13 protein-coding genes are annotated in these 16,098 nt (G+C 59.3%); all 13 read right to left on the reverse strand.

From position 1 onward, the window contains the following. Positions 1-84 precede the first annotated feature (84 nt). The 13 genes from ACR52_RS01930 to uppS all read right to left on the reverse strand — a co-directional run bounded on the left by ACR52_RS01930 (position 85) and on the right by uppS (position 16,090). Complete coding sequence (locus ACR52_RS01930) at positions 85-1,032, reverse strand: acetyl-CoA carboxylase carboxyltransferase subunit alpha (RefSeq protein WP_048719925.1); 948 nt, start codon at positions 1,030-1,032, stop codon at positions 85-87. Between the two features lie 138 nt (positions 1,033-1,170). Continuing rightward, a complete protein-coding gene (dnaE, locus tag ACR52_RS01935) occupies positions 1,171-4,692 on the reverse strand; it encodes a DNA polymerase III subunit alpha (protein ID WP_048719927.1) in 3,522 nt (1,173 codons plus the stop codon). 77 nt (positions 4,693-4,769) lie between these two features. Continuing rightward, positions 4,770-5,402: a ribonuclease HII gene (rnhB, locus tag ACR52_RS01940; protein ID WP_048719929.1), complete on the reverse strand. Its 633-nt coding sequence runs from the start codon at positions 5,400-5,402 to the stop codon at positions 4,770-4,772. Beyond that, entirely contained in the window at positions 5,399-6,538 is a 1,140-nt protein-coding gene (lpxB, locus tag ACR52_RS01945) for a lipid-A-disaccharide synthase (protein WP_048719930.1), read from the reverse strand. The genes rnhB and lpxB overlap by 4 nt, the downstream gene beginning before the upstream one ends. Positions 6,539-6,540: 2 nt before the next feature. Further along, complete coding sequence (lpxA, locus tag ACR52_RS01950) at positions 6,541-7,317, reverse strand: acyl-ACP--UDP-N-acetylglucosamine O-acyltransferase (protein ID WP_048719932.1); 777 nt, start codon at positions 7,315-7,317, stop codon at positions 6,541-6,543. Continuing rightward, on the reverse strand, positions 7,314-7,754 hold the full coding sequence (gene fabZ / locus ACR52_RS01955) for a 3-hydroxyacyl-ACP dehydratase FabZ (protein ID WP_003172281.1): 441 nt from the start codon (positions 7,752-7,754) through the stop codon (positions 7,314-7,316). The genes lpxA and fabZ overlap by 4 nt, the downstream gene beginning before the upstream one ends. Positions 7,755-7,864: 110 nt before the next feature. Beyond that, positions 7,865-8,920: a UDP-3-O-(3-hydroxymyristoyl)glucosamine N-acyltransferase gene (gene lpxD / locus ACR52_RS01960; RefSeq protein ID WP_048719934.1), complete on the reverse strand. Its 1,056-nt coding sequence runs from the start codon at positions 8,918-8,920 to the stop codon at positions 7,865-7,867. A gap of 3 nt (positions 8,921-8,923) precedes the next feature. Beyond that, complete coding sequence (locus tag ACR52_RS01965; RefSeq protein WP_003189173.1) at positions 8,924-9,427, reverse strand: OmpH family outer membrane protein; 504 nt, start codon at positions 9,425-9,427, stop codon at positions 8,924-8,926. Positions 9,428-9,472: 45 nt separating this feature from the next. Further along, a complete protein-coding gene (gene bamA / locus ACR52_RS01970) occupies positions 9,473-11,860 on the reverse strand; it encodes an outer membrane protein assembly factor BamA (protein ID WP_048719937.1) in 2,388 nt (795 codons plus the stop codon). A 74-nt stretch (positions 11,861-11,934) separates the two neighbouring features. After that, on the reverse strand, positions 11,935-13,287 hold the full coding sequence (gene rseP / locus ACR52_RS01975; protein WP_048719940.1) for a sigma E protease regulator RseP: 1,353 nt from the start codon (positions 13,285-13,287) through the stop codon (positions 11,935-11,937). A 53-nt stretch (positions 13,288-13,340) separates the two neighbouring features. After that, a complete protein-coding gene (ispC, locus tag ACR52_RS01980; RefSeq protein ID WP_048719942.1) occupies positions 13,341-14,531 on the reverse strand; it encodes a 1-deoxy-D-xylulose-5-phosphate reductoisomerase in 1,191 nt (396 codons plus the stop codon). Further along, positions 14,528-15,334 carry a phosphatidate cytidylyltransferase gene (locus ACR52_RS01985; protein WP_048719943.1) on the reverse strand — a complete coding sequence of 269 codons (807 nt, stop codon included), beginning with the start codon at positions 15,332-15,334 and terminating at the stop codon, positions 14,528-14,530. The genes ispC and ACR52_RS01985 overlap by 4 nt, the downstream gene beginning before the upstream one ends. Continuing rightward, complete coding sequence (gene uppS, locus ACR52_RS01990; protein ID WP_048719945.1) at positions 15,335-16,090, reverse strand: polyprenyl diphosphate synthase; 756 nt, start codon at positions 16,088-16,090, stop codon at positions 15,335-15,337. Between the last annotated feature and the right edge of the window lie 8 nt (positions 16,091-16,098).

The following is a 16,098-nucleotide window of genomic DNA, read 5'->3' on the forward strand; positions in this document are numbered from 1 at the left end:
GCGCCCCTTACGCAGGACGGGACGCGGAGCGTCCCAGGCGACATTCCCACGCAGAGAGTGGGAATGATCGATCATTGGGTCGACTTAGAGACCGTAGCTCATCAGACGCTCATAACGACGGGCCAGCAGCGCTTCGTTGTCGAACTTCTTGAGCATCGCCAGTTGCGAAGCCAGTTCGCCACGGATGGACGCGGCAGCAGCGGCCGGGTCACGGTGGGCACCGCCCAATGGCTCGGCGATCACTTTGTCGACAATGCCCAGGCCCTTGAGGCGATCAGCCGTGATGCCCATGGCTTCAGCAGCGTCCGGTGCTTTCTCGGCGGTTTTCCACAGAATCGAGGCGCAACCTTCCGGCGAGATCACCGCATAGGTCGAATATTGCAGCATGTTCAGTTGATCGCAGACGCCAATGGCCAATGCGCCGCCGGAACCACCTTCACCAATCACGGTAGCGATGATCGGGGTTTTCAGGCGGGCCATGACACGCAGGTTCCAGGCGATTGCTTCGCTCTGGTTACGCTCTTCAGCATCAATGCCCGGGTAAGCGCCCGGGGTGTCGATGAAGGTCAGGATCGGCATCTTGAAGCGCTCGGCCATTTCCATCAGGCGGCAAGCCTTGCGGTAGCCTTCCGGACGCGGCATGCCGAAGTTGCGGCGGACTTTCTCGCGCACTTCACGGCCTTTCTGGTGACCGATCACCATCACCGGCTGATCGTCCAGGCGAGCGATGCCGCCGACGATGGCCGCGTCATCAGAGAAGTGGCGGTCGCCGTGTAATTCGTCGAACTCGGTGAAAATGTGCTGGATGTAGTCCAGGGTGTACGGACGGCGCGGGTGGCGAGCCAGGCGCGCGATCTGCCAGCTGGTCAGCTTGCCGAAGATGTCTTCGGTGAGCGTGCTGCTCTTGTCTTGCAGGCGAGCGATCTCATCGCCGATGTTCAGCGAATTGTCATTGCCGACCAGGCGCAGTTCTTCAATCTTGGCTTGCAGGTCAGCGATCGGCTGTTCGAAATCAAGAAAATTCGGGTTCATAAGCGTCCGTCTTGGGTCGACGGCCAAGCAGTGCCTGGCCAGCCGGTTGTCTATTCGCGCCCTACCTTAAGGGAGAGGCGCGGCTAGGTCGAGATTAAATGTTTCGTCGAGATCAGGCTATGTGCTACTACCTGACCATCAACGGTATTGGAGGAAGACGTTGTCACGGCCGAACTGGTCACGCAATGCTTGAATCAAGCCATCAGCGGGATCAATTCGCCAGGTCTCGCCAAACTGCAACATCGCCTTGGCGTCGCTGCCGGTGTACTCCATGGTCACCGGGCATGCGCCACGATGACGCTTGAGCAAGTCGCCCAACCAGCGTAGCTGATCGCCCTTGAGTGCTTCGGTCTTGACCTTCAAGCGCAGGCTTTCTGCGAGGTTGGTGCGCGCGTCTTCCATGCTCATCACCCGCTTGATCCGCAGGCGCAGCCCGCCGGAGAAGTCATCGTTGCTGACCTCACCTTCCACAACGACCATGGCGTCGGTCTGCAGCAACGACTGGGCAGAATGGAACGCGTCGGCAAACAGCGACGCCTCGATCCGCCCCGAGCGGTCGTCGAGCGTGATAAAGCCCATCTTGTCGCCCTTCTTATTTTTCATCACCCGCAGGGCGATGATCATGCCGGCGACGGTCTGGGTGTCGCGCGCCGGTTTCAGGTCGATAATGCGCTGGCGAGCGAAACGGCGGATTTCCCCTTCGTATTCGTCAATCGGGTGGCCGGTCAGGTACAGGCCCAGGGTGTCTTTCTCGCCCTTGAGCCGCTCCTTGAGGGTCAGCTCCTTGGCCTTGCGGTGGTTCGCGTACACATCCGCATCTTCTTCGACGAACAACCCGCCAAACAGGTCGGCGTGGCCGCTGTCATGGGTACGGGCGGTCTGTTCGGCGGCCTTGATCGCTTCTTCCATGGCAGTGAGCAGCACCGCACGGTTGCGGTCGATATTCGCCTGATAGGCCTTCGGTTCGTCATGGAAGTACGGGCCGAGACGGTCCAAAGCGCCGCTACGGATCAGCCCATCAAGAGTACGTTTGTTAATGCGCTTGAGGTCGACGCGGGCGCAGAAATCGAACAGGTCCTTGAACGGCCCGTTCTGGCGCGCCTCGGTGATTGCTTCCACCGGGCCTTCGCCCACGCCCTTGATCGCGCCCAGGCCATAAATAATCCGGCCTTCGTCGTTCACCGTGAACTTGAACTCTGAGGCGTTCACGTCCGGCGCGTCGAGGCGCAGCTTCATGGTGCGCACTTCCTCGATCAAGGTCACGACCTTGTCGGTGTTGTGCATATCCGCCGAAAGTACCGCGGCCATGAACGGCGCCGGGTAGTGGGCTTTCAGCCAGGCAGTCTGGTACGAAACCAGGCCGTAGGCGGCGGAGTGGGACTTGTTGAAGCCATAACCGGCGAATTTTTCCACCAGGTCGAAAATGTTGCCGGCCAGGTCCGCGTCGATGTTGTTGGCGGCGCAACCCTCAATGAAACCGCCGCGCTGCTTGGCCATTTCCTCTGGCTTTTTCTTACCCATGGCGCGACGCAGCATGTCCGCACCACCGAGGGTGTAACCGGCCATGACCTGGGCAATCTGCATGACCTGTTCCTGATACAGGATGATGCCGTAGGTCGGTGCCAGTACGGGCTTCAGGCCTTCGTACTGATAATCGGAGTGCGGGTAGGCCAGTTCGGCGCGACCGTGCTTACGGTTGATGAAGTCATCCACCATGCCCGATTGCAGCGGGCCCGGACGGAACAGGGCCACCAATGCGATCAAGTCTTCCAGGCAGTCGGGCTTGAGCTTTTTGATCAGCTCTTTCATGCCACGAGATTCAAGCTGGAACACCGCCGTGGTTTCGGCTTTTTGCAGCAACTGGTAGGTCGGCTTGTCGTCCAGCGGAATAAAGGCGATATCCAGCGGCGCTTCGTCGACCTTGGCGCGCTCGCGGTTGATGGTCTTGAGCGCCCAGTCGATGATCGTCAGGGTGCGCAGACCGAGGAAGTCGAACTTCACCAGGCCGGCCGCCTCTACGTCATCCTTGTCGAACTGGGTTACCAGGCCGCCGCCTTCTTCGTCGCAATAGATTGGCGAAAAATCGGTCAGTTTGGTGGGAGCGATGACTACACCACCGGCGTGCTTACCGACGTTACGCACCACGCCTTCAAGCTTGCGCGCCATGTCCCAGATTTCAGCCGCTTCTTCATCAATCTTGATGAAGTCACGCAGGATTTCTTCCTGCTCGTAGGCTTTTTCCAGGGTCATGCCGACTTCGAACGGGATCATCTTCGACAGGCGATCCGCCAGGCCGTAGGACTTGCCCTGCACCCGGGCCACGTCGCGGATTACCGCTTTCGCCGCCATGGAACCGAAGGTGATGATCTGGCTTACCGCGTTGCGGCCGTATTTTTCGGCCACGTACTCGATGACTCGGTCGCGGCCATCCATGCAGAAGTCGACGTCGAAGTCGGGCATGGAAACCCGTTCCGGGTTCAGGAACCGTTCGAACAGCAGGTCATATTCCAGCGGGTCGAGGTCGGTAATCTTCTGCACATAGGCCACCAGCGACCCAGCACCCGACCCACGGCCCGGACCTACCGGTACGCCGTTGCTTTTGGCCCACTGGATAAAGTCCATTACGATCAGGAAGTAACCGGGGAACCCCATCTGGATAATGATATCCAGCTCGAAATTCAGCCGGTCTACATAGACCTGGCGCTTGGCTTCGTAGTCTTCAGTGGTGTCCTTGGGCAACAGGACGGAGAGACGATCATCCAGGCCGTCGAACGACACCTTGCGGAAGTACTCGTCGATGGTCATGCCATCGGGAATCGGGAAGTTGGGCAGGAAGTGCTTGCCCAGCTTCACTTCAATATTGCAGCGCTTGGCGATTTCGACGGAGTTTTCCAGTGCCTCTGGCAGGTCGCTGAACAGCTCGGCCATTTCGTCCGCACTTTTCAGGTACTGCTCTTCGCTGTAGTTCTTCGAGCGGCGCGGGTCGTCCAGGGCCCGGCCTTCGCCGATGCACACGCGGGTTTCGTGGGCTTCGAAGTCTTCCTTCTTGATAAAGCGCACATCGTTGGTCGCCACCAGCGGCGCGCCCAGCTTGTCGGCCAGGGCCACGGCGGCGTGCAGATGCTCTTCATCGTTGGGACGGTTGGTGCGCTGCACTTCGAGGTAGAAACGGTCGGGGAAGACCTGCATCCACTCGCGGGCGAGCACCTCGGCTTCCTGCGGGTTGCCGCCGAGCAGCGCGATACCGACCTCACCCTCTTTGGCCGCCGAGAGCATGATCAAGCCCTCGCTGGCCTCGGCCACCCACTCGCGCTCGATGATGATCGAGCCGTTGCGCTGGCCGTCGATGAAGCCGCGGGAAATCAGTTCGGTGAGGTTGCGATAACCCACGCCGTTCATCGCCAACAGGCTGATGCGGCTCAAGGCGTTATCCGGGTCTTTGTTGGACAGCCACAGGTCGGCGCCGCAAATCGGCTTGATGCCGGCGCCCATGGCGTTCTTGTAAAACTTGACCAGGGAACACATGTTGTTCTGATCGGTAACCGCCACCGCAGGCATATTCATGCCCACCAGGGTTTTGACCAGTGGTTTGATCCGTACCAGGCCGTCGACCAGGGAGTATTCAGTGTGCAGGCGCAGGTGAACGAATGAAGCCGGCATAGTGATCCTGTCTAGAAACTTAGAAACAACAAGGCCCGGGATTGTACCGGGCCTTGGCAAAAACATCAGCCTCGCAACTAAACCTCGCTCAGGCTCTCGCGCAGCTCGTAAGCCTGGCGCACCGGGGCAAACGAGCGCCGGTGGATCGGCGTCGGGCCCAGACGAGCCAACGCTTCCAGATGAACGGGCGTCGGGTAGCCTTTATGCCCACCCATGCCATAGCCGGGGTAGATCAATTCGAACGCGGCCATTTCACGGTCACGGCTGACCTTGGCCAGGATCGAGGCGGCTGCGATGGCAGGCACCTTGCTGTCGCCCTTGACCACCGCTTCGGCCGGCATCGCCAGTTTGGGGCAACGGTTGCCGTCAATCATCGCCAGTTTCGGCGTGATGTGCAGGCCTTCAACTGCGCGCTGCATGGCCAGCATGGTGGCGTGGAGGATGTTCAGCTCATCGATTTCTTCGACTTCGGCCCGGGCAATATGCCAGCTCAAGGCTTTCTCACAGATCTCGTCGAAGAGCTTTTCGCGGCGAGCTTCGGTGAGTTTTTTCGAGTCGTTCAGGCCGAGGATCGGACGGTTCGGGTCAAGGATCACCGCCGCAGTTACCACCGCGCCGCACAGCGGACCGCGCCCCACTTCGTCAACACCGGCCACCAGTTCGTGGGCTTGGGCGACAAGGCTGAAATCCAGGCCCATTTGCTTCGTCATAGGGTTTCCTGTTTGTGGCCGATCAACGTCAGCACGGCATCAGCCGCCTGGTTCGAGGCATCACGGCGCAGGGTGCGGTGGATGTCGTCGAAACCACGGGTCTGTTCTTCGCCGCCGTCGATCAAGGGCAGTAGAGTTTGCGCCAGGGCCTCGGGCGTTGCATCGTCCTGCAACAACTCCGGCACCAGCAGACGCTGGGCCAACAGGTTAGGCAAGGAGATGTAGGGACTCTTGACCATGCGCTTGAGAATCCAGAAGGTCAGCGGCGCGAGGCGATAAGCCACTACCATCGGGCGCTTGTACAGCAAGGCTTCCAGGGTCGCGGTGCCTGAGGCGATCAACACCGCATCACAGGCCGCCAGGGCCAGGTGCGACTGGCCGTCGAGCAGGGTCAGCGGCAGGTTACGACCTTCCAGCAATGTTTCGATCTGCGCGCGACGTTGCGGGCTGGAGCAAGGCAATACAAAGCGTACGCCAGGCTTCAACGCCTGAAGGCGCTCGGCGGCATCGAAAAACACGCTGGCCAGCCGACCGACTTCGCCGCCACGACTGCCCGGCATCAGCGCTACGAGCGGACCGCCAGGCAGGCCCAGCTCAGCACGCGCCGCAGCGCGATCCGCTTGCAGGGGAATGGTGTCAGCCAGCGTGTGCCCGACAAACCGCACCGGCACGCCCTTCTCTTCGTAAAACCTGGCTTCGAACGGCAGCAGGGTCAGCATCAGGTCGCAGCCTTCGCGGATCTTCAGCACGCGTTTCTGCCGCCACGCCCACACGGAGGGGCTGACGTAGTGCACGGTCTTGATCCCGGCCTGACGCAGTTTGAGTTCGATATTGAGGGTGAAGTCCGGTGCGTCGATACCGATAAAGACGTCGGGCTTTTCTTCGATCAGGGCTTGAATCAGCAGCTTGCGCCGAGCCAGCAGCTCGCGCAGGCGGCCCAGCACTTCCACCAGCCCCATGACCGACAGGCGCTCCATGGGAAAGTAGGACGTGAGGCCTTCGGCCTGCATCAGCGGGCCACCGACACCGATGAACTCCACAGCCGGATGCTGGGCCTTCAGGGCCCGCATCAGACCTGCACCCAGAATATCGCCGGAAGCTTCTCCGGCCACCAACGCGATACGCAGATTGGCCATGGTTAGCGGGTGATGCCGCGAGTCGACGCCTGGATCGAGTCACGGAACACCGCGACTTCCGGAAACAACGCTGCCGGCTCGGTCAGTTCAGTCAGGGCCTGGTCAACCGTCAGCCCCTGGCGGTAAACCACCTTATAGGCGCGACGCAGGGCGTGGATCGCGTCTTCGCTGAAACCACGACGGCGCATGCCTTCGAAGTTCATGCTGCGGGCCTCGGCGGGGTTGCCGAATACCGTGACGAATGCCGGAACATCCTTGCCGATGGCGGTGCCCATGCCGGAAAAGCTGTGGGCGCCGATATGGCAATACTGATGCACCAGGGTGAACCCGGACAGGATCGCCCAATCGTCAACGTGCACATGGCCGGCCAACGCGGTGTTGTTGACCAGGATGCAGTGGTTGCCGATCACGCTGTCGTGGCCGATATGGGCATAGGCCATGACCAGGTTGTGATCACCCAACGTGGTCTCGGCACGATCCTGCACGGTGCCACGGTGAATGGTCACGCCTTCACGGATGATGTTGTGATCACCGATTACCAGGCGTGTCTCTTCACCCTTGTACTTCATGTCGGGGGTGTCTTCGCCTACCGAGGAAAACTGGTAGATGCGATTGTGTTTGCCAATGCGGGTCGGACCTTTGAGGATCACGTGCGGCCCGATGACAGTCCCCTCGCCGATTTCCACACCTGCGCCGATGATCGACCAAGGGCCGACCTCAACGTCGGCGGCCAGAACGGCCGACGGATCGATGATTGCGCGAGGGTCAATCAAACTCATAGTTTGCGTTCCGCACAGATGATCTCTGCAGAGCAAACCGGCTTGCCATCCACCGATGCCTGGCACTCGAACTTCCAGATCTGGCGCTTGCAACTGATGAACTTGGCTTCCAGGATCAACTGGTCACCCGGGGTGACCGGATTGCGAAAACGCAACTTGTCGGAACCCACGAAATAGTAAAGCGTGCCGTCGGCAGGCTTGAGGTCGAGCATTTTGAAACCAAGGATACCGGCAGCCTGGGCCATCGCTTCGATGATCAACACGCCCGGCATGATGGGATGCGCGGGAAAGTGACCGTTGAAGAACGGTTCGTTGATGCTGACATTCTTGTAGGCACGAATGCGCTTTTCCTCAACATTCAGGTCCACTACACGGTCCACCAGCAGGAACGGGTAACGGTGAGGCAGGTATTCGCGAATCTCGTTGATGTCCATCATTTCGGGGGGAAGCCTGTAATAAAGTTGGGGGCGGGCGGACTAAAAGCACGCCCCGCTAGCAAATCAAGGAGGCAGTCTAGCGGCTGTGCACACTTGATATGGAAATGGTATCAGCCTTCTGATGAAGCATTACCGCCAGGGGTCACGTCCCCAACACGCTTTTCCAGCTGTTTGAGGCGTCGAGCCATGTCGTCGAGCTGCCTCAAACGTGCTGCACTCTTGCGCCATTCAGCCGCGGGCTGCATGGCGGTACCGGACGAATAGGCACCTGGCTCGGTAATCGAGTGGGTCACCATGGTCATGCCGGTGATGAATACGTTGTCGCAAATATCAATATGCCCCACCAGCCCTACGCCACCGGCGAGCATGCAATGCTTGCCGATTTTGGTGCTGCCGGAGATCCCCACGCATGCCGCCATGGCGGTGTGATCGCCAATCTGTACGTTGTGGGCGATCTGGATCTGGTTGTCGAGCTTCACGCCGTTACCGATCACGGTATCGGCCAATGCGCCACGATCAACAGCGGTATTGACACCGATTTCCACGTCGTCGCCGATCAATACGCCGCCGACCTGGGCAATCTTGTGCCAAACACCTTTGGAATTGGCAAAGCCAAAGCCTTCGCCACCGATCACAGCACCCGACTGGATGACCACTCGCTGCCCGATACGCACATCGTGGTACAGAGTAACGCGGGGAGCCAACCAGCCATCGGCACCGACTTCACAGCGCGCGCCGATAAAGCAATGCGCGCCTACCGTGACACCGGCAGCAATACGTGCGCCACTCTCGATCACGACAAAGGCGCCAATGCTGGCCGCAGGGTCAACCTGAGCATCATCGGCGATCACGGCCGAGGGATGAATCCCGCCGGCAGCCTTGGGCTTCGGATCGAACAGGTGCGACGCTTTTGCGTAGGACAGGTACGGATCGGCCACCACCAACGCATCTCCCGCATACCCTTCGGCGTCAGCGGCCTTCAGCAACACGGCTGCGGCCTGGCAGTCGACCAGGTACTTACGGTATTGGGGATTTGCGAGGAAGCTCAACTGAGCTGGGCCAGCCTCCTGCAAGGTGGCTAGCCCAGTGATTTCTTTCTCCTTGGAGCCACGCAAGGCGGCCCCCAGGAACTCGGCCAACTCGCCGAGCTTGATAGTCGCGGTCATGGTTTACTTCAGCTGGTTCATGCGCTCGATCACCTGGCGGGTGATGTCGTATTGAGGCTTGACGTCAATCACGGCGCCACGTTCGAACACGAGGTCAAAGGCACCTTTCTTGATGACTTCTTCCACAGCGCTGTCGAGTTTCGGCTTGAGCTGCTTGAGCATTTCGCGGTCGGCAACAGCCTTGGCTTCGTTCAGTTCCTTGGATTGGAACTGGTAGTCACGGGCCTTTTGCTTGAATTCAAGCTCCAGACGCTCGCGCTCGCCTTGCTGCATCTTGTCGCCACCGGCGACCAGACGATCCTGGATGCCCTTGGCGCTGCTTTCCAACGTTTTCAGCTTGGTCAGTTGCGGACCGAATTTTTTCTCGGCATCTACGGCGTAACGCTTGGCCGCGTCGGATTCCAGCAGGGCCATCTGATAGTTCAGGACGGCGATTTTCATTTCGGCGAAGGCCGGGGTGGTTACCAGCACAGTTGCCAGCAGAACCAATTGAGTCAACTTACGCACGATGTACTCCTACAGAATCCGTTGTCGTTATCTTGGGTCAGACGCTTAGAACGTCTGGCCGAGGGAGAATTGGAAAATCTGGGTTTCAGCGTTATCCGGTTTCTTGATCGGCATAGCCAGAGCAAAGCTCAACGGACCAAGCGCAGTTACCCATGTCACGCCGACACCCACGGAGCTCGCCAGGTTGCTGAGGCTCACATCGTTGCACTGAGTATTGGACTTCAAGCCACTTGGGTTTTTGATCTGCTCGCATTTGGAGTCGAACACGTTACCCACGTCCCAGAAGACCGACGTACGCAGGGAACGCTGATCTTTCACGAACGGCAGTGGGAACAGGATCTCCGCGCCACCCTGGATCAACACGTTACCACCGAACGGCAGCGGGTCGTTGTCCGAGTCAGCCACAGTGCCCTGGTTACCGGTTTGAGCGAAACCACGGCTCGGGGTACCACGTGGGCCCAGCGTGCTGTCCTTGAAGCCACGTACCGAGTTGAAACCACCAGCATAGTAGTTTTCATAGAACGGCAAGCCATTGGTCGAACCATAACCGTCGCCATAGCCCAGCTCGGTGTGCAGGCGCATGGTGTAGTTATCGCTCAACGGCTGGAACAACTGGCCGCGGTAGTCGAGTTTGAAGAACGACAGGTCGCTGCCCGGCGTGGTGGTTTCCAGGGTCAAGCTCTGGGAATGACCACGGGTCGCCAGTACGCCTTTGTTCAGGGTCGACTCGGACCAGCCGGCAGACGCCTTGAAGTTCAGGAACTTATCGCCTTCACGGCGAGTGAAGTCGAAGATTTCATCCACGGTGTAAACACCGGTCTTGATCTCATCCTGTTGCGCGGTCAGGCCGAAGGTCAGACGCGAGGTCTCACTGATCGGGTAACCGATGTTGACGCCCGCACCCAGGCTGTCGATCGCATAGCTTGCTACGTCAACGTCGAGGTCTTTGTAGTCGGTGGTGCGATAGAAGGCGTTGTAGCCCAGGCTCACACCGTCAGCCGTCCAGTAGGGGTCGACATAACCGAAGTTATAGCGGCTCTGGTATTCGCTTCGGGTCAGGCCGATGGAAACCTTGTTACCGGTACCGAGGAAGTTGTTCTGGGTGATCGAACCACCAAGGATCAGACCGGCACTCTGTGCGAAACCGACGCTGGCAGTGATCGAACCCGACGCCTGTTCTTCTACGGCATAGTTCACGTCAACCTGGTCGTCTACACCCGGAACAGCCGGGGTTTCAACGTTTACTTCCTTGAAGAAACCCAGGCGTTCAAGACGGGTCTTGGACTGATCGATGAGGTAAGTCGACGCCCAGCCACCTTCCATCTGACGCATTTCACGACGCAGCACTTCGTCCGCAGACTTGGTGTTGCCACGGAAGTTGATGCGATTCACGTAGGCACGCTTGCCTGGGTCGACCACGAAGGTGATGTCCACGGTGTGGTCATCATCGTGTGGGGTCGGTACGCCGTTGACGTTGGCGAAGGTATAGCCTTCGTTACCCAGGCGACGGGTGATCAGCTCGGACGTGGTGGTCATCAGCTTGCGCGAGAACACCTGGTCTTTCTGCACCAGCAACAGGGACTTGACCTGGTCTTCAGGCACTTTCAAGTCACCGCTCAGCTTGACGTCACGAACCTTGTACTTCTCACCTTCGTTAACGTTGACGGTGATGTACACGTGTTTTTTGTCCGGGGTGATGGACACCTGGGTCGAAGCGATATCCATATTGATATAGCCACGGTCCAGATAGTAGGAACGCAGGCGCTCCAGGTCACCGGAAAGCTTTTCACGGGCGTACTTGTCATCGTTCTTGAAGAACGACAACCAGTTGGTAGTTTTGAGTTCGAACAGGTCGATCAGGTCTTCATCAGCAAACTTGGTGTTGCCCACCACGTTGATGTGCTGAATGGCCGCCACGGTGCCTTCGTTGATGTTGACCTTGAGGCCGACACGGTTACGAGGCTGCGGGATCACTTCGGTTTCCACGCTCGCGGAGTAACGACCCTGGGCAACGTACTGGCGTTGCAGCTCGTTACGCACACCTTCAAGGGTGGCGCGCTGGAAGATCTCGCCCTCAGCCAGACCGGATTGTTTGAGACCCTTCATCAAGTCTTCAGTGGAGATCGCCTTGTTGCCTTCGATCTCGATACTGGCGACGGAAGGTCGCTCGACGACGGTGATGACCAGGACGTTGCCTTCGCGACCCAGTTGGATGTCTTGAAAGAAACCGGTTTTGAACAGCGCACGAGTGGATTCCACCAGGCGACGGTCATCAGCCTGTTCCCCGACGTTCAACGGCAAGGCACCAAAGACGCTACCCGCGGAAACCCGCTGGAGGCCGTTGACGCGAATATCGGAGATGGTGAAGGACTCGGCGTGAACTTCGGCGATCATCAATACGGTGAGAACCGCAGTTAGCAGCAGACGTTTCATGAAGTCCTTTCTTATTCCAACTGGCAATAAACAAACTGCCGCAAAATGCGGCAGATTCGCAATTCAGCGAAGCGTTACAGTCGTCCCAGATCGTTGACCAGAGCTAACAACATCACTCCGACCACCAAACTGATACCGATCTGTATCCCCCAACCCTGCACCCGATCCGACAAGGGGCGACCACGCGCCCACTCGACCAGATAAAACAACAGATGCCCCCCATCCAATACTGGAATGGGCAACAAATTCAGAACCCCAAGGCTAATACTCAGATAAGCCAGGAAATTCAGGAAATCCGCGACACCCGACTGGGCAGAAGCGCCCGCCACTTTAGCAATGGTTATCGGTCCACTCAAGTTTTTTACCGAGAGCTCGCCGAACAACATTTTCTTGAGGGATTCGAGGGTCAGCACACTCATGGTCCAAGTGCGTTTCGCACCCTCGCCAATCGCGGCCAACGGCCCGAAGCTGACCTCACGTACCATCGACGGCGGCCACTCCGGACTCTTCACTCCGGCACCGAGGTAACCCCCGGCCGCCTTGGCTTCCCCACGAACCGACAGCGTCACGGGGACGTCGATTTGAGCACCCTCGCGCTCAACTTTCAGCACAATTTTGGTATCAGGCCGTACACGTACCAGGTCGACCACTTGCTGCCAGTCACCCAGCGTCTGGCCATCGAGAGCCAGCAAGCGGTCGCCAGTTTTCAGACCTGCGGCCTGGGCCGGACCTTTCGGATCCAGCTCGGCAAGCACTGGCGGCAAGGACGGACGCCACGGACGAATACCCAGGGATTTGATCGGATCCGGCTCATCGGCGCCCTTGAGCCAATGGTCGAGAGCCAGCTCACGCGGGGTCTCGGTGGTGGAATCCTGTTCGCGCACCACCACGTTGACGGTGCCACTTTCACCCAGGCGGCGTACCAACTGCAGATTGACCGCGCCCCAACCGGTGGTCGGCTCGCCATCAATGGAAACAATTTCCTGCCCGGCAATCAGGCCGGCCTTGGCTGCCATACTGTCCGCCTCGACCGCACCGATCACAGGGCGAACCTGCTCGCTGCCCATAATGGCCAGGACCCAGAAGAACACCATCGCCAACAGGAAATTGGCGATCGGGCCAGCGGCAACAATAGCGATACGCTGACGAACGGTCTTGCGATTGAAGGACTGGTCCAGCTGATCCGCCGGCACTTCGCCTTCGCGCTCATCGAGCATCTTGACGTAGCCACCCAGGGGAATGGCCGCAATCACGAACTCAGTGCCACGGCGGTCATGCCAGCGCAGCAACGGCATGCCGAAACCGACGGAAAAGCGCAATACCTTGACGCCGCAACGACGCGCCACCCAGAAGTGGCCAAATTCGTGGAAGGTAACCAGCACACCCAGAGCAACCAGGGTGCCGACAATCATGTAGAGCGCACTCATCTAATTTCTCCGCATTCCAATCCAGTGCCTGAAGGCTCAAACGCGCCCACAAACTAGCGCGCGTTGCGGTTCAACCATTGTTGGGCCAGGGTCCGGGCCTTTGTATCCGCCTCGAACACTGCCCCCAAATCATTCACGACCACCACGGGCTCAAGCCCCAGGACGTCCTCGATGATACTCGCGATCTGCGGAAAGCGGATGCGCCGATCAAGAAACGCCGCCACCGCCACCTCATTAGCCGCATTGAGCATCGCCGGCGCGCTGTTACCCGCCTCGGCTGCTTGTCGCGCCAGACGCAGGCACGGAAAGCGCTGCTCGTCCGGCGCTTCAAAGTCCAGGCGCGCGATGGCAAACAGGTCCAAGGGTGCCACGCCGGAGTCAATCCGCTCTGGCCAGGCCAGGGCATTCGCGATCGGCGTGCGCATATCGGGGTTGCCCAACTGCGCCAATACCGAACCGTCCACATAGTCGACCAGGGAATGAATCACACTTTGGGGGTGAATAACCACCACGACCTGCTCGGGCTGTGCATCGAACAGCCAGCACGCCTCGATCAATTCCAGGCCCTTGTTCATCATGCTCGCCGAATCCACGGAGATCTTGCGCCCCATAGACCAGTTCGGATGGGCGCACGCCTGGTCCGGAGACACGTGCTCCAACTCAGCCAGCGGGGTCTGCCGGAAAGGGCCACCTGAAGCCGTCAGCAGAATCCGGCGCACACCGACCTGGCTCAAACCCCGGGCAAAATCACCGGGCATGCACTGGAAGATGGCGTTGTGCTCGCTGTCGAGCGGCAGCAGCACCGCCCCGCTCTTGCGCACCGCCTGCATAAACAGCGCACCAGACATGACCAGTGCTTCTTTGTTGGCCAGTAGAATTTTTTTTCCGGCGTCGACAGCCGCCAAGGTCGGACGCAAGCCCGCAGCACCGACGATGGCGGCCACCACGGTATCAACTTCGGCATCGGCCGACACCTGGCACAACCCCTCCTCTCCCACCAACACTTGAGTGGCAAGCCCGGCCGCTCGCAGATCATCCTGCAAGCCCCGTGCAGCAGCAGCCTCAGGCACGACAGCGAAACGTGGCGCATGGCGCACGCACAGGGCCAGCAACTCACTCAGGCGAGTGAACCCGGTGAGAGCAAAGACTTGATAGCGCTCAGGGTGACGAGCAATGACATCAAGGGTACTCAACCCTACCGAGCCAGTCGCGCCCAGCACGGTGACCTGCTGCAGGCGGCTCACGAAGCGGTCATCCATAACAGCACGGCAAAGATCGGGATCGCGGCAGTGAGGCTGTCGATACGGTCCAGCACGCCGCCATGACCCGGCAGCAGGTTGCTGCTGTCCTTGATCCCGGCCTGGCGCTTGAACATGCTCTCGGTGAGGTCGCCCACCACCGAGATGAATACAACGATGGCTGTGCCCAGCAGCGCCAGGAGTATTTCCTGCACCGACCAATCACGTACCACACCGACCACCAGCGTGATCAGCAGCGTCAATGCCAGGCCGCCATACACGCCTTCCCAGCTCTTGCCAGGACTGACGGCGGGCGCAAGCTTGCGCTTGCCGAAGGCCCGACCGGAAAAGTAGGCGCCGATATCAGCCCCCCAAACCAGCACCATCACGGCCAGGATCAACTCGTTGCCGATCGGGAAACGCTTGATCTCCACCAAACCCTGCCAGGCTGGCAGCAGGATCAACAAGCCAATCACCAACTTGCAGGCGACGCTGGACCACTGGCCACTGGTGCGCGGATAGGTCAGCACCAGGAACGTTGCCAATGCCCACCACAACACAGACGCGCCCAATACCCAGGGCGCGATGTCCGGAAGGATGTACATCAGGAACAGCAACAGCGCCACGACAGCGGCGTACGCCACGCGCGGCAACTGAGCGTTGAAACCAGCAAGGCGCGCCCATTCCCAGGCCCCCAAAGTCACGACCAGGCCGATAAACAGCGCAAAGCCGGAACCCTCAAGCAGGAAAAACCCACACAAGGCAATCGGCAGCAGGATCAGTGCTGTGATGATTCGTTGTTTAAGCATTTAAACCCGGGCTCCAGCTTCGATCTGCTCGCTCGTTTTACCGAAGCGACGCTGACGGGAAGCGAAATCGGCCAGCGCATTACGCATGGCATCGTGTTTGAAGTCCGGCCAGAACAGGTCGGAGAAGTACAGCTCGGTGTAAGCCAGCTGCCACAACAGGAAATTACTGATGCGGTGCTCACCACCGGTACGAATACACAAGTCAGGCAATGGCAGGTCGCCAGTCACCAGGCAGGTTTGCAACAGTTCGGGCGTAATGTCGTCCGGTCGCAGATGACCGGCCAGCACTTCGCGGGCCAGCCGCTGTGCCGCCTGGGCGATATCCCACTGGCCGCCGTAGTTGGCTGCAATCTGCAGCACAAAACGGTTGGCACCGGCAGTGATAGCCTCGGCTTCGCGCATGGCCGTCTGCAACTCCGGATGGAACCGCGAGCGATCACCAATGATGCGCAAGCTGATGTGGTTGTCGTTGAGGCGCTTGGCCTCACGACGCAGGGCCTTGAAAAACAGGTCCATCAAGGCGCTGACTTCTTCAGCCGGTCGCTGCCAGTTTTCACTGGAGAAGGCGAACAAGGTCAACACTTCAACCTTGGCCTCGGCACACACTTCAATCACCGCCCGTACCGCATCGACACCCGCTTTATGCCCGGCGACACCCGGCATAAAGCGTTTTTTCGCCCAGCGATTATTCCCGTCCATGATGATCGCGACATGGCGCGGCACCACGGCGGGCACAGTCTGCTTGGTCTTTTCCATGAAGGCGT

Source organism: Pseudomonas fildesensis, from assembly GCF_001050345.1.
Taxonomy (GTDB): domain Bacteria; phylum Pseudomonadota; class Gammaproteobacteria; order Pseudomonadales; family Pseudomonadaceae; genus Aquipseudomonas; species Aquipseudomonas fildesensis.